General features: G+C 73.1%; 17 protein-coding genes and 2 pseudogenes. 11 read left to right on the top strand and 8 right to left on the bottom strand.

Features of this window, described 5'->3' with window-relative positions; genetic code table 11:
* Positions 1–100 precede the first annotated feature (100 nt).
* The 7 genes from rplS to ACTEI_RS31185 all read left to right on the top strand — a co-directional run bounded on the left by rplS (position 101) and on the right by ACTEI_RS31185 (position 4,440).
* The gene (rplS, locus tag ACTEI_RS31215) at positions 101–457 is read left to right on the top strand and encodes a 50S ribosomal protein L19 (RefSeq protein WP_122980916.1); all 357 of its coding nucleotides are present in this window, start codon (positions 101–103) and stop codon (positions 455–457) included.
* 175 nt (positions 458–632) lie between these two features.
* Complete coding sequence (gene lepB, locus ACTEI_RS31210; protein ID WP_122980915.1) at positions 633–1,523, top strand: signal peptidase I; 891 nt, start codon at positions 633–635, stop codon at positions 1,521–1,523.
* Positions 1,520–2,182 carry a signal peptidase I gene (lepB, locus tag ACTEI_RS31205; RefSeq protein WP_122980914.1) on the top strand — a complete coding sequence of 221 codons (663 nt, stop codon included), beginning with the start codon at positions 1,520–1,522 and terminating at the stop codon, positions 2,180–2,182. Before lepB (ACTEI_RS31210) ends, lepB (ACTEI_RS31205) begins: the two co-directional genes overlap by 4 nt.
* 58 nt (positions 2,183–2,240) lie before the next feature.
* Entirely contained in the window at positions 2,241–2,729 is a 489-nt protein-coding gene (locus ACTEI_RS31200) for an NUDIX hydrolase (protein ID WP_239082110.1), read from the top strand.
* Positions 2,729–3,574: a ribonuclease HII gene (locus tag ACTEI_RS31195; RefSeq protein ID WP_122980913.1), complete on the top strand. Its 846-nt coding sequence runs from the start codon at positions 2,729–2,731 to the stop codon at positions 3,572–3,574. The genes ACTEI_RS31200 and ACTEI_RS31195 overlap by 1 nt, the downstream gene beginning before the upstream one ends.
* On the top strand, positions 3,571–3,894 hold the full coding sequence (locus ACTEI_RS31190; protein ID WP_014447123.1) for a DUF2469 domain-containing protein: 324 nt from the start codon (positions 3,571–3,573) through the stop codon (positions 3,892–3,894). Before ACTEI_RS31195 ends, ACTEI_RS31190 begins: the two co-directional genes overlap by 4 nt.
* Positions 3,895–3,966: 72 nt before the next feature.
* Positions 3,967–4,440 carry a M23 family metallopeptidase gene (locus tag ACTEI_RS31185; protein WP_122980912.1) on the top strand — a complete coding sequence of 158 codons (474 nt, stop codon included), beginning with the start codon at positions 3,967–3,969 and terminating at the stop codon, positions 4,438–4,440.
* Here the strand turns inward: ACTEI_RS31185 and ACTEI_RS31180 are convergent.
* The 5 genes and pseudogenes from ACTEI_RS31180 to ACTEI_RS31160 form a co-directional block, all read right to left on the bottom strand.
* Complete coding sequence (locus ACTEI_RS31180) at positions 4,404–5,591, bottom strand: aminotransferase class V-fold PLP-dependent enzyme (protein WP_122980911.1); 1,188 nt, start codon at positions 5,589–5,591, stop codon at positions 4,404–4,406. The two genes, ACTEI_RS31185 and ACTEI_RS31180, sit on opposite strands and share 37 nt — an antisense overlap.
* 18 nt (positions 5,592–5,609) lie before the next feature.
* A complete protein-coding gene (locus ACTEI_RS38770; RefSeq protein WP_262384574.1) occupies positions 5,610–6,629 on the bottom strand; it encodes a tyrosine-type recombinase/integrase in 1,020 nt (339 codons plus the stop codon).
* Positions 6,630–6,911: 282 nt separating this feature from the next.
* Positions 6,912–7,388, bottom strand: a pseudogene (locus tag ACTEI_RS38765) (site-specific integrase); the annotation flags it as partial.
* A gap of 205 nt (positions 7,389–7,593) precedes the next feature.
* Positions 7,594–7,998, bottom strand: a complete 405-nt coding sequence (locus tag ACTEI_RS31165; protein ID WP_122980910.1) for a winged helix-turn-helix domain-containing protein — start codon at positions 7,996–7,998, stop codon at positions 7,594–7,596.
* A 469-nt stretch (positions 7,999–8,467) separates the two neighbouring features.
* Positions 8,468–8,722 (bottom strand): hypothetical protein, encoded by a 255-nt coding sequence (locus tag ACTEI_RS31160; RefSeq protein ID WP_164466197.1) that lies wholly within the window; start codon positions 8,720–8,722, stop codon positions 8,468–8,470.
* A 681-nt stretch (positions 8,723–9,403) separates the two neighbouring features.
* Between ACTEI_RS31160 and ACTEI_RS31155 the strand changes: the two genes are divergently transcribed.
* Positions 9,404–9,589 carry an AlpA family phage regulatory protein gene (locus tag ACTEI_RS31155; protein WP_052164533.1) on the top strand — a complete coding sequence of 62 codons (186 nt, stop codon included), beginning with the start codon at positions 9,404–9,406 and terminating at the stop codon, positions 9,587–9,589.
* A gap of 444 nt (positions 9,590–10,033) precedes the next feature.
* Here ACTEI_RS31155 and dprA read toward each other — a convergent pair whose 3' ends face one another.
* The 3 genes and pseudogenes from dprA to ACTEI_RS31140 form a co-directional block, all read right to left on the bottom strand.
* Positions 10,034–11,218: a DNA-processing protein DprA gene (dprA, locus tag ACTEI_RS31150; protein ID WP_122982521.1), complete on the bottom strand. Its 1,185-nt coding sequence runs from the start codon at positions 11,216–11,218 to the stop codon at positions 10,034–10,036.
* Between the two features lie 146 nt (positions 11,219–11,364).
* Positions 11,365–12,876: pseudogene (locus tag ACTEI_RS31145) on the bottom strand (YifB family Mg chelatase-like AAA ATPase); the annotation flags it as partial.
* Positions 12,876–13,235 carry a YraN family protein gene (locus ACTEI_RS31140; protein ID WP_122980908.1) on the bottom strand — a complete coding sequence of 120 codons (360 nt, stop codon included), beginning with the start codon at positions 13,233–13,235 and terminating at the stop codon, positions 12,876–12,878. The pseudogene ACTEI_RS31145 and the gene ACTEI_RS31140, both read right to left, overlap by 1 nt.
* Positions 13,236–13,381: 146 nt before the next feature.
* Here ACTEI_RS31140 and ACTEI_RS31135 point away from each other — a divergent pair, with 146 nt between their 5' ends.
* The 3 genes from ACTEI_RS31135 to tsf all read left to right on the top strand — a co-directional run bounded on the left by ACTEI_RS31135 (position 13,382) and on the right by tsf (position 16,653).
* Complete coding sequence (locus ACTEI_RS31135; RefSeq protein ID WP_122980907.1) at positions 13,382–14,059, top strand: hypothetical protein; 678 nt, start codon at positions 13,382–13,384, stop codon at positions 14,057–14,059.
* An 831-nt stretch (positions 14,060–14,890) separates the two neighbouring features.
* Positions 14,891–15,745, top strand: a complete 855-nt coding sequence (gene rpsB / locus ACTEI_RS31130; RefSeq protein WP_122980906.1) for a 30S ribosomal protein S2 — start codon at positions 14,891–14,893, stop codon at positions 15,743–15,745.
* A 77-nt stretch (positions 15,746–15,822) separates the two neighbouring features.
* Positions 15,823–16,653, top strand: a complete 831-nt coding sequence (gene tsf / locus ACTEI_RS31125) for a translation elongation factor Ts (RefSeq protein WP_122980905.1) — start codon at positions 15,823–15,825, stop codon at positions 16,651–16,653.
* The last annotated feature ends 130 nt before the right edge of the window (positions 16,654–16,783 follow it).

Genomic DNA, 16,783 nt, shown 5'->3' with positions numbered 1-16,783 from the left:
ACCCTCTGCTGTGCTCCTGCTGAACCGGGGGTCGGGGGGTCAGAATCACCCATCGCGTCACCGAACTCCCGGTGCGCTTGAGTACTACGAGGATGCAGCGATGAACACGCTGGACGAGCTCGACGCCCAGTCGCAGCGCACCGACCTCCCGGACTTCCGGGCCGGTGACACCCTCAAGGTGTACGCCCGGGTCGTCGAGGGTAACCGCTCCCGTGTCCAGGTCTTCCAGGGCGTCGTGATCGCGCGCCAGGGCGCCGGCCTGCGGGAGACCTTCAAGATCCGCAAGATCAGCTTCGGCGTCGGCGTGGAGCGGACCTACCCGTTCAACAGCCCGGCGATCGACAAGATCGAGGTCGTCACCCGTGGTGACGTCCGCCGCGCGAAGCTCTACTACCTGCGTGAGCTCCGGGGCAAGAAGGCCAAGATCAAGGAGCTGCGGGAGAAGCAGACCGTCTGAGCCTCTCCGCTCCGGCGATGACAGGCGCAAGCGCATTAAGCTTGCGCCTGTGCCGGATGATGAACCATTCCAGTCCTACCGCTCGTAACTTTCCCTAGCCGGGAAACTCGGGCGGTAGTGCTGTATCCGGGGGAGTGCTGTATCCGGGGGCGGTTCGGCCGGTAGGCGTCAGGAGATGCGAAGCGTGGATCCGATGGAAGGCTATCGTCCGGCCCGGCGGCGGTCGGTGATGCGGCGCAAGGAGATGCCGCTCTGGCAGGAGCTGCCGCTGCTGCTGGTGGTGGCGTTCTGCCTGGCGGTGCTGATCAGAACCTTCCTGGTCCAGGCGTTCTACATCCCGTCCGGGTCGATGCAGACGACCCTGGAGCTCAAGGACCGCGTGCTGGTCAACAAGGTCGTCTACGACATGCGCGACCCGCTGCGCGGCGAGATCGTGGTGTTCCGGGGCACCGACAACTGGGCGCCCGAGGTGAGCGAGGCGGTCAGCAACACGTTCATGGCGAAACTCGGCCGCACCATCGGCGACCTGGTCGGGGTGAGCCGGCCCGGGGAGCGCGACTTCATCAAACGGGTGATCGGCCTTCCGGGTGACAAGGTCGCCTGCTGCGATGCCCAGGGCCGGATCACCGTGAACGGCGTCTCCATCGACGAGGAGTACATCGCCGACGGCTACAACTCCGACCTGAGCCAGCCGCCGATCGCCGGCCAGTGCACCAGCCGCAGATTCGCCGAGATCACCGTCCCGGCCGGGCAGATGTTCGTGATGGGCGACCACCGCGCGGTCTCCCAGGACGCGCGATGCCAGGGCCCGGTGCCGATCGAGAACGTGATCGGGCGGGCGTTCGTGGTGGTCTGGCCCAGCGACCGATTCAAGGCCCTCGACGTCCCGGACGTCTGGAAGCGGTTCGCCGTGGAGCATCCGACGGCCGCCGCGGGGCCGGCGCCGCCGCAGCCCCGGCAGGACCCGCACGTGGCGGCCAATCTGTTCCCGTTGCTGCTGACTGCGGCGTTGTCCGCGCGTTCCGGCATGTCGTTCGCCGCCCGACGACGTAGGCTCCGAGCGTGATTGACGAGCAGACCGAAAAGCGCCGCGGGTCGTTCTGGCGCGAGCTTCCCATTCTGCTGGGCGTGGCGATCCTGGTCGCCGTCCTGGTGCGCGCGTTTGTGCTGCAGACCTTCTACATCCCGTCGCCGTCCATGGAACACACCCTGAACGTGTGGGACCGGGTGCTCGTCAACAAGCTCGTCTACGACTTCCGGGACCCGAAACGTGGCGAGATCATCGTCTTCAAGGCCCCGGCCGACTGGCAGACCGGCGCGGAGGGCGAGGACTTCATCAAGCGGGTCATCGGCACCCCGGGCGACCGGGTGGTGTGCTGCGACGACCAGAACCGGCTGATGATCAACGGGCACGCGCTGGACGAGCCGTACATCTACACCGACGCCAACGGCCGGCGCAACGAGGTGGCGGACGAGAAGTTCGACATCACCGTGCCGGCCGGGCGGCTCTGGGTGATGGGCGACCACCGGGAGGAGTCCGGGGACTCGCTGGAGCACTACGAGCAGAGCTCGGCGACCGACGAGGCCGGCAAGATGCGCGATGCGACGATCACCATCGATTCGGTGGTGGGCCGGGCGTTCACCATCTTCTGGCCGGTGGGCCGGGCCACCTGGCTGACCGTGCCGGACACCTACGACGACATTCCGAACGCCTCCGGCCGGTGACCGGGTTCGCGCCCGAGGGCGGCTCGAAAGATCCACCCCGGGCGCATACGCTTGTCCGGTGACCGACTCGACCCAGTCCACCATCGCCCGCCGTGCCGGGCGGGTGCTCCTGGTCGATCTGGCCGGGCGCGCGCTGCTGCTGCACGGCGGTGATCCGGCCCGGCCCGGGCTGCGCTGGTGGTTCACCCCCGGCGGTGGACTGGAGCCGGGCGAGAGCACGGTCCAGGCGGCCGCCCGGGAGCTGTTCGAGGAGACCGGGCTGCGGGTGACCCCCGCCGAGCTGGGCGAGCCGATCCGGCACGAGCAGACCGCGTTCTCCTACAACGGCCGCGACTACGTCCAGACCCAGGACTTCTTCCTGCTCCGGGTGGCCGACTGGCAGGTCGACACGGCCGGGATGGACGCCGAGGAGCGGCTCACCATCACCGAGCACCGGTGGTGGTCGGCGGCCGAGATCGAGGCGAGCGACGAGCTGATCTACCCGGCCGATCTGGCTGAGCTGTTGCGCGCGCAGCAGGTCGCGGGCGTACCGGGAGGGGATCTCTGATGCTGGCGCCGCCCCGCACCGTGGTCCGCCGGGAAGCCGGACTCTACGCCCTGGAACAGGCGCTGCAGCGCCGCGGTTTCCAGCAGGTCGCCGGCGCCGACGAGGCCGGCCGCGGCGCCTGCGCCGGGCCGCTGGTCGCGGCCGCGGCGGTGCTGCCCGCCGGCAAGCGCGGCGAGGTGCCCGGACTGGCCGACTCGAAACTGCTCACCGCTGCGGCCCGCGAGCGGGTGTACGACGAGGTTTTGGCCCGCGCGCTGGCCTGGTCCGTGGTGATCGTCCCGCCGGCCGAGGTGGACGCCCGCGGCCTGCACGTGTGCAACCTGTCGGCGATGCGGCGCGCGCTGGCCTCCCTGGCGGTCCACCCGGAGTACGTGCTGACCGACGGCTTCCCGGTGGACGGGCTGGGCGTGCCCGGTCTCGCGGTGTGGAAGGGCGACCGGGTGGCGGCCTGCGTCGCGGCGGCCAGCGTGCTCGCGAAGGTCACCCGGGACCGGCTGATGGTGGAACTCGACGAGAAGTTCCCGCAGTACGGCTTCGCCGTACATAAAGGTTATGTAACGGACGAGCACAGCGCCGCGCTTCTCCGGCACGGGCCCTGCGCCGAGCACCGGTTCTCATATGTGAACGTGGCCGCCGCCTCGGGCCGGGGCAACGTGCCGCCCCGGGCGCGACGCCCGGTCACGCGCCCGGCGGAAGCGGTGCCGTCGTTGTTCGACGCATCCGTTACCGAGCCGCTGCTGCTTCCGCGCGCGGCTGAGGGTACCGTCGGCGTGGCGTCGGGCGAGCAGCCTCAGCCGTCGCCGTCGGTGGGGGAAGATGAGGCCATGGAGGGCGAGACACGATGAGCGCAGAGGATCTCGAGAAGTACGAGACCGAGATGGAGCTGCAGCTCTACCGGGAGTACCGCGACATCGTCCGCCAGTTCTCCTACGTGGTGGAGACCGAGCGCCGGTTCTACCTGGCCAACCAGGTGGACCTGCACGTGCGCAACTCCGACGGCGAGGTGTATTTCGAGGTGGAGATGCACGACGCCTGGGTCTGGGACATGTACCGTCCGGCCCGTTTCGTCAAGAACGTGCGGGTGATGACGTTCAAGGATGTGAACGTCGAAGAGCTGGAAAAACCGGACATCTCGCTGCCGGATGACGCCGGCTTCGGCGGATAGCGGTTCTCCACACCGGGCGGTTGCCCACAGGGTGGGTCACGGGCGGGCCGCCGAACAGGCAGGCTCGCCCGCATGTCGTTGTGGTGGGTCCTGTTCGCTCTGCTCCCGACGCCGTACCAGTGGCCGCTGGCGCCACCGGAGGTCACCCGGCGGTTCGAGGCGCCGCCGCAGCCGTGGCTGCCCGGGCACCGCGGCGTCGACCTCGGCGGGACACCCGGCGCCACCGTGCGCGCCGCCGCACCCGGGACGGTGCTCTTCGCCCGGGTGCTGGCCGGGCGTGGCGTGATCAGCGTGGCGCACGCCGGTGGCCTGCGCACCACCTATGAGCCGGTCCACCCGGCCGTCACGGTCGGCGAGACGGTGACGGCGGGGGAGCCGCTCGGGACGCTCGACCCGGGGCACCCCGGCTGCCCGGCCGCCGCCTGCCTGCACTGGGGGGTGCGCCGCGGCGCGGACTATCTGGACCCGCTCACCCTGCTCGGGCTCGGGCGGGTGCGGCTGCTCCCGCTTCAGCCCGCGAACTCGGCGAGCAGGGCGGGCAGGTGAGCGGCCAGATGGTCGTACTCCTGCGGCCGGTTGTAGATCTGCGCGCTCAATCGGAGCAGACCACGGCCGCCCCAGGCGTTCACCGCGACCTCCGTGCCGAGCTTGTCGGCGATGTGCTGGCGCAGCGCCCGCGCCTCCGGATAGGTGGTGGCCAGCCCGGCCGGCAACGGCACGATCCGCATCGAGACCCCGTGCCCGCCGGGGTCCGGCAGGTCGGCCGGCGCCAGGCCGAGGGCTTCGCCGACCACCCGTTGGCCGTACGCCGCCAGCGCCGCGTTGTGCTCGCGGATCACCTCCAGCCCGACCGTGCGCATCGCGTGGACCCCGGCCGGCGCCGCCAGCCACGGGGTGTAATCCATCGTCCCCTGCAACTCGACCGACACCGGGAAGCCCTCGTCGTGCTCCCACGACACGACCAGCGGATCGATCCGCCGGCGCCACGGCCGGGACACCGCCAGCAACGCCGTGCCCCGCGGCGCCCACGCCCACTTGTGCAGGTTGCCCACCCAGAAATCCGCGCCGATCGCCGCCACGTCGACCGGCAGCATCCCGGGCACGTGGGCCGCGTCGACCAGCACCGGGATGCCCAGCGCGCGGGCCGCGGCGGCGATCTCCCGCACCGGGAGCAGGGTGGCGGTGGCCGAGGTCACCTGGTCGACGATCAGCAGGCGGGTGCGGCCCGGGCGCAGCGCCGCGCGGACCCGGGAGACGATCTCCCCGGCCGGGGCGCCCATCGGCAGCGCGACGGTCCGCGCCGTCGCGCCGGTGCGCCGGCACTCGCGGCGCACCGCCATCGTGACCGCGCCGTACGTATGATCGGTGAGCAGCACCTCGTCGTCGCGGCCCAGCCCGGCGGACTGCAGCACCAGGCTGACCGCGGAGGTGGTGTTCACGGTCAGCGCGCAGCCCTCCGGGTCCGCGCCGATCAACGCGGCCAGGTGCCGTCGGGTGTGGACCACCCGGTCCCGCAGGCCGTCCCCGAAGAACCGCATCGGGTTCGCGTCCATCTCGTCGCGCAGCCGCTGCTGGACGCGCTGCACGCTGATCGGCAGCGCGCCGAACGACCCGTGGTTGAGATAGGACACCGCCGGGTCCAGCGAGAACAGCAGCCGGGCGCCGGGGATGGGCTGGGGTGGATCTTCGGCGCTCATGTTTCCGATCGTACGTGTTCAGGCTCGTGGATGGGCCTGTTCGAAAGCCGCCCGCAGCCGCTCGGTCGACACATGGGTGTAGATCTGGGTGCTGGAGAGCGAGCTGTGGCCCAGCAACTCCTGAACGGCGCGCAGGTCGGCGCCGCCGTCCAGCAGGTGCGTGGCGGCGGAGTGCCGCAGATCGTGCGGCTTCGTGTGGGGCAGCCCGGCGGCCCGGGCCGCGGCGGCGACGATCCGCCGGACGACGGTGGGTTGCAGGCGACCGCCCTTGATCCCGAGAAAGAGCGCGTCGCGGTCCGGTTTGGCGCCGCCCTTCACCGTGCCGCCCCGGGCCGTGGCCCGCCCACCCTTCACCGCGCGGCCCCGGGCCCTGATTCGCCCGCCGGGCGCGGGTTCGCCTCCCCATGTGGTTTCGTGCCCGTGCCCGTGCCCGTGCCCGTGCCCGCCCCCGTCTCCGTCCCCGTCTCCGTCCTCGTCCTCGTCGCCGTCCCGGTGCACGGCGGCCTGTGCGATCACCGCCGGGCGGCCGAGCCGGAGCCAGGCCGCGAGGGCGTCACGGGCCGGATGGCCGTAGGGGACGGCGCGCTCCTTGCCGCCCTTGCCGAAGACCCGGACCACCTGCCGGGCATGGTCGACGTCGGCCTGATCGAGGTCACAGAGCTCACTGACCCGGATCCCGGTGGCGTAGAGCAGCTCCAGCACCGCCCGGTCCCGGAGGGCGACGACGTGGTCCGCCGCCCGGCCCGTGCGGCCTGCCGCCGTGGCGGCATCCCGGTCCGCCGCCGCGTCCAGCGATGCCGCGCCGACCCGGTCTGCTCCGGTGCTGTCGGCGTCGGACCCCGGGTCGGTTGGTGTCGTGCTGGTGATGTCGGGGTTTCGGCGGGTGTTCGTGTCGGTTGGTGTCGTGCTGGCGGTGTCGGGGTTTCGGTGGGTGTTCGTGTCGGCTGATGTCGCGCTGCTGTTGTCCGGGTTTCGTCGCGTGTTCGCGGCGGATGGTCTGGTGTCGCTGCCATGCGGGTCGTCGCGGGTTCCGCTCACGCTCGCCGGGTTCGTTGCACCGGCGCCCGCGACGGTCGGATCCGCCGCCGGGCTGTTGTCCGTCGCGCCGGCGGGGATGTCCCGGGGGCGGGGCGAGGCGGGTTCGCCCCCGGGGGCGGTGACCAGGGCGGCGGCCTGATCGGCGCGCAGCACGTGGGGAAGGGCGCGGTGGGCGCGCGGGCTGGCCAGTCCGGTGCCCGGATCGCCGGTGGCGAGACCGATCCGGTGCGCCCACCCGGTGAAGGTCCGGGCCGCCGCGGCGCGGCGCGCTTGCGACGTACGCGCGGCGCCCTCGCCGAGCCGTGCCGCGAGCCACCCGCGCAGCACCGTGATGTCCAGGTCCTCGACGGTCGCGCAGCCCAGGTCGGCCGCGTGCGCGAGCAACGAGACGACATCGCCCAGATAGGCCCGGACGGTGTGCCGGGATCGCCCCTCCACCACCGCCAGATGGTGCCCGAACCGGTCCGCCGCCTCGCGCAGCCCGAACGGCAGCGTCTCGTGCAGCTCCCGCGAACCCTTCCGCCGCGACCCTCGCCGATACGCGTCCACGGCGTCCAGTGTGCCGTGAACCCCTCCGGCCGGCTGCTGCTGGCACGCCCGGCGAGCCGTGGCGGAGCCGCTGTTTCCGGGAGGCGCGGTGCGAGGCCGCGCGGTGGGAGTCGTTGTTCCGGGGCGCGGTGCGAGGCCGCGCGGTGGGAGCCGTTGTTCCGGGGGACGCCGTGCGAAGCCGCGGGGTCGAGCCAGCCCCGCCGGGCGCATCGACATCGTCACCCGCGACGCCCCGCCGCGACCGCATGGCTCAGCGTGCCGCCGCGCGTGAACAGCTCCTCGAACTGCTCGACCACCAGCAGCGCGTCGGTCACCCACGGGCCCACCCGCCCAGAGAGGCCACCCGGCTCGCCGGGCCGCGCTCGGAACGGTCGGATCGGTTCAGCCGCGCCGGCTGGGGGTGCCGCGCCGCTGCTCAGGGGCGGGTGAGCTGAACCCGGTCGGCCGGGTGCACGGTCTCGGCGCCGTCCGCGGCGGTCACCACCAGCACCGGCACGCCTTCGCCGAGACGGTGCTTCCGGCGCTCGGCGTCGGTCGGCATCCGGGCGCCGACGCGTTCGCCGCGGGCCAGCGGAATCACCTGCACCGGCTCCGGCACCCGGACGAACGTCCCCCGTGGTCGGTCCACCGTGACCAGTCCCTCGGTCCGCAGCTGCCCGATCGCCTGCCGCACCGTGGTCCTGCTGATCCCGTAGTCCTGAACCAGGCGCAGCTCGCTGGGCAGCGGCTCACCGGGACCCAGCTCGCCGGACTTGATGCGATCCCGCAGCAGGTCAGCCAACTGCCGAAAGACCGCCCGGTCCGCCGAATGATCGATCATGGCCACTATTTTACGTGATCACGATGCTCCGTCCCGTTGTACCTACAGACCTATATCACTATGATGGCGGTGTCGCACCGGGAAGGCCGAGCCGGACCCGGGCGGTGGGGCGGGCGGCGGCTTTGCCAGGCTGGTCGAAGACTGCTGGGCGCGGCCGTCGCCCGTTTCGCCACGCGGATCGAGAGACTGCTGGACCCGGCTGCCGTCCGTTTCGCCATGCGGGTCGAGGGATTGCTGGGCGCGACCGTCGCCGTCTTCGCCATGCGGGTCGAGGGACTGGGGCGCGCCTGCCGCCCGTTTCGCCATGCGGGTCGAGGGATTGGTGGGCGCGGCCGTCGCCCGTCTCGCCGGGCTGTGCTCAACGCGTGCCGGCGCCGGGTGCGGGATCCAGCTCGTGTGGAAGCGCGACGCCGGCCCGGCATTGCCCGGCCCGACAGGGCCGGGCAATGCCGATGCGTCGTCATCGGCGTCATGGGTGGCTCTGCTGGGCCCAGCCGAGAAACCGTTCGTACAGGTTGATCGGTGGGGTGGCGCCGCCGGCGATGATGTCTTCGAGCGCCTCGTACATCTGCGCGGACAGGTAGATCCGCAGCATCGACGGCAAGGCGCGGTACTCGTGCAGCAGCCGTGATCGGGCGATGGGGCATGGCCATGGCGAGCCGCAGACGTGGCAGTTCCAGTCCGGCCGGTGGTGCAGGTGTTCGGTCTCTTGTGTGGTGGTCAACAGTCCCCCCGAAATCCGGCCCTGGTCAACGACTTCCCCGCAATCCGGCCCGGGCCGTCGCGCGGGCGCGATCCCGTGCTCATCGCGCGACGGCGTTCCCCGAACAGGTCGTTCCGTCCGGATGGCGCGCCCCTTCGGCCGGTGGTCAGTGGTGATCACGGCGCCGGTGCGAGTGGTTCTTGAACGGGTCGTTGCAACCGGCACGGCTTCGCTGCCCGGGCGTCAGGTTCCCGGCGCGTCCCGCATTCCGCTCCGCGTGCCGGGGGTGCGGGGAGGGCGCTGCCACGCGCTGCCCCGGCCGCTCCGCCCGGTCGGGCCGGGCGTTTGCCGGCCTGGGTGGCGTGGCCGGGCGGGGCTTTTGCGGCTCCGGCATGGAGTTGTCGTGTTGCGCGGGCGCCGGTTGCCGCACCGGGGCAGAGCCCCGTGCCGGGTACGGCATGGCCGTTTGTGGAACCAGCCGATCGACGCACGGGGCCGGCAACCCGCACCGGCATCGACGCCACAGGGTTCGCCAGTCGCGGCGATGACTAGGCGAAACCGGCACCGGGTCAGTAGTCACGCGACATCTAGACATGCGGCGATTCTAGAACGCGAACGACTAGATGTCTCCTGCCAAGGTGCTGAGCGCCTAATAGTCTCACGCCTACGGTCGATCGTGTGGGAGTGAAGCCGATCCGCCTCATGGGCGCACACGAGATCCGCATCCGCCTGGGTGGTGTCAGCCGCCAGCGGGCGTACCAGATCACCAGCCGCGCGGACTTTCCCAAGCCGGTCGCCGACCTGGCGCAGGGCAAGGTGTGGCTGACCGAGGACGTCGAGGCGTGGATGAAGGTTCACCGTCGTGACCTGGACGAATCCGAGGATTGAGCAGCCCGTGCGGTCCGGGACGGCGCCTCGGGGCTGAGGTCGGTATGAGCGCGGACCGGAGCAGCCCTGTGGGGTTCCGGCGGCGCCTCGCCGGTCCGGGACGGGGCCTCGGGGCTGAGGTCGGTATGAGCGCGGACCGGAGCAGCCCTGTGGGGTTCCGGCGGCGCCTCGCCGGTCCGGGACGGGGCCTCGGGGCTGAGGTCGGTATGAGCGCGGACCGGAGCAGCCCCGGGCGGTCCGGGACGGCGCGCCCTCACCGGCCGCGACGCGGTGCCCGGCCACCGGCGCGCCGGGCGGCGTACGCCGGGGTTGCGGCCGGCCGGCGGTGCCCGGCCGGCCGGCGCCGGACGCGGCGACGGATCGTGCCGCTGTCCGCGGTGGGTGAGCGCGACGGCGCATCGCCGCCCCGGGCGTGGGATCTTTCCACCGATCGGGTGGCTGACCTCAGTCGGCCGGCCTCCCGCGAGGCGCCAACGTGATCCCGGACCCGGTCCGAACCACCAGGCCGGCGGCTTCCAGCAGGGACAGCCGGCGCAGCACCGTACGCAGGTCCAGCCGCGCCTCCGCCGCCAGCTCCTCCGGTGTCACCGCGCCCCGGCGCGGGACCGCCTCCAGGATCAGCGCGGACTCCTCGTCCAGCCGGTCCCGGACCCGTTCGGGCCCCCGTGGCGCGGGCTCCAGGTACTCACCGATCCGGCCCACCTCCTCCAGCACGTCGGCGGCCGAGGTGACCAGCCGCGCCGGCGGGTGGCTCCGCAGCAACTCGTGACAGCCGACCGACATCGCGGACGTGACCGGTCCGGGTACCACCATCGCCGGCCGGTCCAGGGCCAGCACCCGGCTCATCGTCTGGGTCGCCCCGCTGCGCGCCGCGGCCTCGACCACGACGGTGCCCGCGGTCGCCGCCGCGATCACCCGGTTGCGGATCAGGAAACGGTGCCGCAGCGGTTCGGCGCCCGGCGGCCATTCGCTGATCAGCAGGCCGCGCTCGGCGATCCGGGTGAACATCGTCGAGTTGCCCGCCGGGTACGGCCGGTCCACCCCGCAGGCGAGCACCGCCACGGTCGTCCCGCCCCCGGCGAGCGCCCCGTGATGGGCCGCCGCGTCGATGCCGAACGCCCCGCCCGACACCACCGTCCAGCCCCGCTCCACCAGCCCGTACGCCAGATCGCTGGTCACGTGCACGCCGTAACCGGTCGCCGCCCGCGCGCCGACGATCGCCACCGACCGTTCCAGGGTCGCGCCCAGCGGCGGCTCGCCGCGCACCCAGAAGCAGAGCGGCGGCCGGGTGTCCCGGTTGACCCGCCCACCGCTGTCGAGCTCCAGGGTGGCGAGCGCGTCGACCCGGGCCGGCCACTCCGCGTCCGCGGGCACCACCAGGCGGGCGCCGATCCGGTCGGCCCGGCGCAGCGCGATCTCCGCCATCCGCCGGGCGTCGCCGGCCGCGGAGCGGGCGGTCACCGCGGCTCGCAGAGCACCGCTCGGGATGTCGCCGCGTAGCAGCCGGTCCAGGGTGGCCGGGGCGCCGGCCTGCTGGACCAGCGTCCAGACCGCCCGGTGGCCCGGCTCGGCGAGCCAGGTGAGCGCGACCCGGGCCACCCGGTCGGCGTGACTGCCCGGCCCGGTCAGCACGGCGCCACCGGTCCGGGAGCGGCCGGAGAGCCCGGGGCGGCCGAGCCGTCGCGGGCCGGTGATCGCGGGACGCCGCCGGCGCTGGACGAGCGGCGCGACGCGGCCCGCGAGCGGCTCACCGGCCGCGCCGCCGCGGATCCGGTCTCCCCGGTCCGCAACTGCAGCGCCTCGGCCACGTCCGCCTCACCCGGCCGGTCCCGCCCGTCCAGATCGGCGATCGTCCAGGACAGCCGGAGCACCCGGTCGAAGCCGCGTGCCGAGACCGTCCCCCGGTCGAGCGCGTCCCGCAGCACCGCGGTGTCGCGCCCCGGCAGCAACCACGGCGGCCGCCGCAAGTGCGGCCCGGGTACCTCGGCGTTGACCCGCCAGCCGTCCGCCGCCCACCGGCGCGCGGCCGCCGACCGGGCCCGGGCCACCCGCTCGGCCACCAGCGCGGACGACTCGGCCGGCGCCTCGGCGGTCATCAGCTGCGCGGCCCGCAGCGGCAGCAGGTCGATCCGGATGTCGATGCGGTCCAGCAGCGGCCCGGACAGCCGGCCCAGGTAGCGACGCCGCACCAGGGGGCTGCAGGCGCAGTGCTGGTCGCCGGCTGTCGACGCGCACGGGCACGGGTTGGCCGCCAGCACCAGCTGGACCCGCGCCGGGTACTCGGTCGTGCCCCGCGCCCGGGCGAGCACCACCCGCCCGCTCTCCAGCGGCTGGCGCAACGCCTGCAGCGTGGCCCGGGCTATCTCCGGGGCCTCGTCCAGGAACAGCACGCCCCGGTGGGCCAGCGAGAGAGCGCCCGGCCGGACCAGCCCGCTGCCGCCGCCGATCAGGGCGGCCGTGCTGGAGCTGTGGTGCGGCGCCTGGAACGGCGGCCGCCGGGTCAGCCCACTGCCCGGGGGCAGCACCCCGGCGATCGACTGCAGCGCGGTCACCTCCAGCGCCGCGTCGTCGCCGAGCTCCGGCAGGATCGACGGGAGGCGCTCGGCGAGCATCGTCTTGCCCGCGCCCGGTGGCCCGAACAGGGCCAGATGGTGGCCACCCGCGGCGGCGATCTCCAGGGCGTACCGGCCGAGCGGCTGGCCGGCGACGTCGGCCAGGTCGGGGCCGGAGAGCGGCGCGGGCGGCGACTCGGGCGGCGGATCGAGCAGCCGGTCGCCGCCGTGGACGAAGTCGACCAGGCGGCGTAGCGAGTCGACGGCGCGTACCGTCACACCGGGCACCACGGTCGCCTCCCGGGCGTTGGCCAGCGGCACGATCACCCGGGTGATCCCGGCCCGCGCCGCGGCCGCCACCATCGGCAGCACGCCGCGCACCCCGCGGACCGTGCCGTCCAGGCCGAGCTCGCCGAGCAGCACCACGCCCTGCAACGGCGCGGCGGGCAGATCGCCGGCGCCGGCCAGGAGCGCCGCGGCGATCGCCAGATCGAAACCGCTGCCGTGCTTGGGCAGGGCGGCCGGCAGCAGGTTCACCGTGATCCGGCGGTTCGGCCAGTCCCGGCCGCTGTTGACCACCGCGGCGCGGACCCGGTCGCGTGCCTCGTGCAGGGCGGTGTCCGGCAGGCCGGTCAGCACCACGGCGGGCAGGCCGGCGGAGAGGTCCGCCTCCACCTCGACCAGCCGGCCGGTCACCCCGACCAGGCCGACGCAGAGCACCCGGGCGTAGCTCATCAGAACGCCGCCCGCAGGTGCACGACCCGGGCGGCTCCGCGCGGCTGGGGGAGCACCTCCACCACGTCGAAGCGGATCTGCCCGGCATGCGTGCCGGACTCGGCCAGCCAGCGGCCGGCGAGCTGCCGCAATTTGCGTACCTTGCGGTGGTCGACCGCGGCGGCCGGCGGCCCGAAGGTCGCCGTCCGCCGCGTCTTCACCTCGCAGAACACCACGTCGTCGCCGTCCCGCAGGATCAGGTCGACCTCGCCGTCGGCGCATCGCCAGTTGCGGGCCAGCACCTGCAGGCCGCGGTCCGTCAGATGCCGGGCGGCGAGTCGCTCGCCGTACGCCCCGACCGCCCGTCGCTGAGTCGTCATGCCGCCGGACCGTGGCAGGCCGGGTCACTCGCTGTGAATCATGCTGTGGACGCAGCGTCACTGTGGATTTTCGTACGGTCCACGTCCGGTTGTGATATGCCCTCAACTGTGGCCGGAACGGCCAGGCTCGCCTACGGTGCGAATCCGTGGAGCATCGTTACGCCGACGAGTCCGGCCCGAGCTGGTACTCCGGAAGCCGGTACACCGATCCACCCCGCTATCCGCGTGACCCGGAGTCCTCCGGCGCGCACGCCGCCCCCGCGCCCGCCCCGGCCAAGAGCCCGTACGACACCGGCGGCGTTCGGCTGCCCGAGCAGCGCCCGGCCACCGCCTACGACACCGGCGGCGTTCGGCTGCCCGACCAACGCGTCGCCGCGCCGGAGCCGCGCGGGGCGTACGAATCAGGCCGTATCCCGATCCGCGGCCCGGAGTATCCGGCGATCCAGCCGTCACCCCGGCCCGAACCGGCGGCTCCGGCCGCCCGGCCGACCGCCCTGGTGCCCCCGGTCGGCCCGGAGCGCCCGGCCGAGGGGGTCTACCGGACCCGCCCTCCGGTCTCTTCGGTGATCCTGGCGGTAGCGATGCTCGTCCTGTTCCTCCCGGCGCTGCGGTTGCTCGCCACGGTGACCTTCGCCGCCGACGCCACCGCCCGCGGCATCGTGCCGGCGGTCCTGCTCGCCCTGGGGCTGGCGCTGACCGGGTTCGGCCTGTTCGCCGCCGACGGCAACGCCCCGGTCAGCCGGGAGGCCTGGCTGCGCCCGCCGCTGGCGTATCTGCCGGCGGGTCTGGTCCTGCTCGTGGCAGCGGGCCTGGCCGTCGCCTGAAACGCCCGGTTCCACCCGGTCCGCCGCTGCTCCGGCCCGGCCCCCGGACCTGCCGCCCCGAACCGACCCGCGCCGCGCGGCGACCCGCGCCGCCCGGGGGCCCGCTCCGCGCCGGCGACCCGCGCCGCCCGGGGGCCCGCTCCGCGCCGGGGACCTGCTCCGCGCCGGGGACCTGCTCCGCGCCGGGGACCTGCTCCGCGCCGGGGACCTGCTCCGCGCCGGGGACCTGCTCCGCGCCGGGGACCTGCTCCGCGCCGGGGACCTGCTCCGCGCCGGGGCCCGCTCCGCGCCGGGGACCTGCTCCGCGCCGGGGACCTGCTCCGCGCCGGGGACCTGCTCCGCGCCGGGGACCTGCTCCGCGCCGGGGACCTGCTCCGCGCCGGGGACCTGCTCCGCGCCGGGGACCCGCTCCGCGCCGGGGACCTGCTCCGCGCCGGGGACCTGCTCCGCGCCGGGGACCTGCTCCGCGCCGGGGACCTGCTCCGCGCCGGGGACCCGCTCCGCGCCGGGGACCCGCTCCGCGCCGGGGACCCGCTCCCCCTGCCCGGCATCGCCCCGGACCAGCCTCGGCCCGGACCCGCGCGCAGGACGGAAGAAAGGGCACCACAAGCGCGCCCGGCGCGTTGGCGTATGCTTGTCGGCGGCGACCGCCCACGCGGTCGACCTCGCGCGCCCTCCGACGGTTCCGAGTGCTGTTCCCACAGCGCCGGCCGCCGGCGACAGCCCTCCCTGGTCCCGATCTGATTCGGGTCCGACCGTGGCCGTCGACCGGGCGCCAGGACACCCACCGCCGGTGGGTGTGACAACCAGGGAAGATCAGGGAGCACCACCATGGCCGTCGTGACCATGCGTCAGCTGCTGGAGAGCGGTGTCCACTTCGGGCACCAGACCCGGCGCTGGAACCCGAAGATGAAGCGCTTCATCTTCACCGAGCGCAACGGTATCTACATCATCGACCTGCGCCAGACCCTCGACTACATCGAGAAGGCGTACAGCTTCGTCCGGGACACCGTCGCCGAGGGTGGCCACATCCTCTTCGTCGGCACCAAGAAGCAGGCCCAGGAGGCCATCGCCGAGCAGGCGACGCGGGTCGGCCAGCCGTACGTGAACCACCGTTGGCTCGGCGGCATGCTGACCAACTTCCAGACGGTGTACAAGCGCCTTCAGCGGATGAAGGAGCTCGAGGCCCTGGGTGACCTGAGCGGCACCGCCGCCGGTTACACCAAGAAGGAGACCCTCCAGCTCTTCCGGGAGAAGACCAAGCTCACCAAGACGCTCGGTGGCCTTCGGGACATGACCAAGACGCCGTCGGCGATCTGGGTCGTGGACACCAAGAAGGAGCACATCGCCGTCGACGAGGCCCGCAAGCTGGGCATCCCGGTCATCGCGGTGCTGGACACCAACTGCGACCCGGACGAGGTCGACTTCCCGATCCCGGGCAACGACGACGCGATCCGCTCCGCCGAGCTGCTGACCAAGGTCATCGCCGCCGCGGTCGCCGACGGCCTGATCGCCCGTTCCGGCCGCAACCGCGGTGACGCCGACGCCAAGCCGGAGGCCGGCACCGTCGCCGCCGGTGAGCCGCTGCCCGAGTGGGAGCGGGACCTCTACGAGGGCGCCGAGAAGAAGGCCGAGCAGCCCGCCGACGCGACCGCTGCCGCTCCGGCCGCCGTCCCCGCCGAGTAAGTCAACCGACGTGCTTCCGGCCGCCGCCACTCGCCGGTGGCGGCGGCCGAATCCCGACTGACATCGAGAGAAGAGTCATGGCTAACTACACCGCCGCGGACGTGAAGAAGCTCCGCGACCTCACCGGTGCCGGCATGATGGACTGCAAGAAGGCGCTGGAGGAGGCGGACGGCGACTTCGACAAGGCCGTCGAGTTCCTGCGCATCAAGGGCGCGAAGGACGTCGGCAAGCGGGCCGGGCGCACCGCCGCCAACGGCATCGTCAGCCACTCCGGCAAGGCTCTGCTCGAGCTGAACTGCGAGACCGACTTCGTGGCGAAGACCCCGGACTTCGTCGCGCTGGGCCAGCGCCTGGCCGAGTTCGGTGAGCAGCACAGGATCGCCGACGCCGCCGCGCTGCTGGCCGCCACGATCGAGGACGGCAAGACGGTCGCCGACCTGGTCCAGGACTACGCCGCCAAGATCGGTGAGAAGATCGTCCTGAACCGCTTCACGATCCTGGACGGCACCGTCGCGGTCTACCTGCACCGCAAGGCGCAGGACCTGCCGCCGCAGGTCGGCGTGCTGGTGGAGTACACCGGCAAGACCGACGAGGCCGGTGACGCGGACGCCCGTGGCGTCGGCATGCAGATCGCCGCGATGCGGCCGAAGTACCTCACCCGGGACGAGGTTCCGGCCGAGGTCGTCGAGTCGGAGCGCCGGATCGCCGAGCAGACCGCTCGCGAGGAGGGCAAGCCCGAGCAGGCCCTGCCGAAGATCATCGAGGGCCGGGTGAACTCCTTCTTCAAGGACTTCGTCCTGCTGGAGCAGGCCTCGGTCGTCGACAACAAGAAGACGGTCAAGCAGGTCATCACCGAGGCCGGTATCGAGGTCACCCGCTTCGTCCGGTACGAGGTCGGCCAGGAGTAAGGCTCCGCAAGCTGTTGGTACGGGAGGTCGGGCACGCGATTGAGCGTCCGGCCTCCCGGTCGCATAAGGTCTCCTGCAGAAAGTGAAGGGAAGGCGGGTCTCATGACGATGGTGACCGAGCAGTCCGCCA

This window comes from Actinoplanes teichomyceticus ATCC 31121 (genome assembly GCF_003711105.1).
Lineage (GTDB): Bacteria > Actinomycetota > Actinomycetes > Mycobacteriales > Micromonosporaceae > Actinoplanes > Actinoplanes teichomyceticus.
The sequence above is the reverse complement of the archived record's forward strand: the minus strand, read 5'-3'. Positions and strand labels throughout refer to the sequence as shown.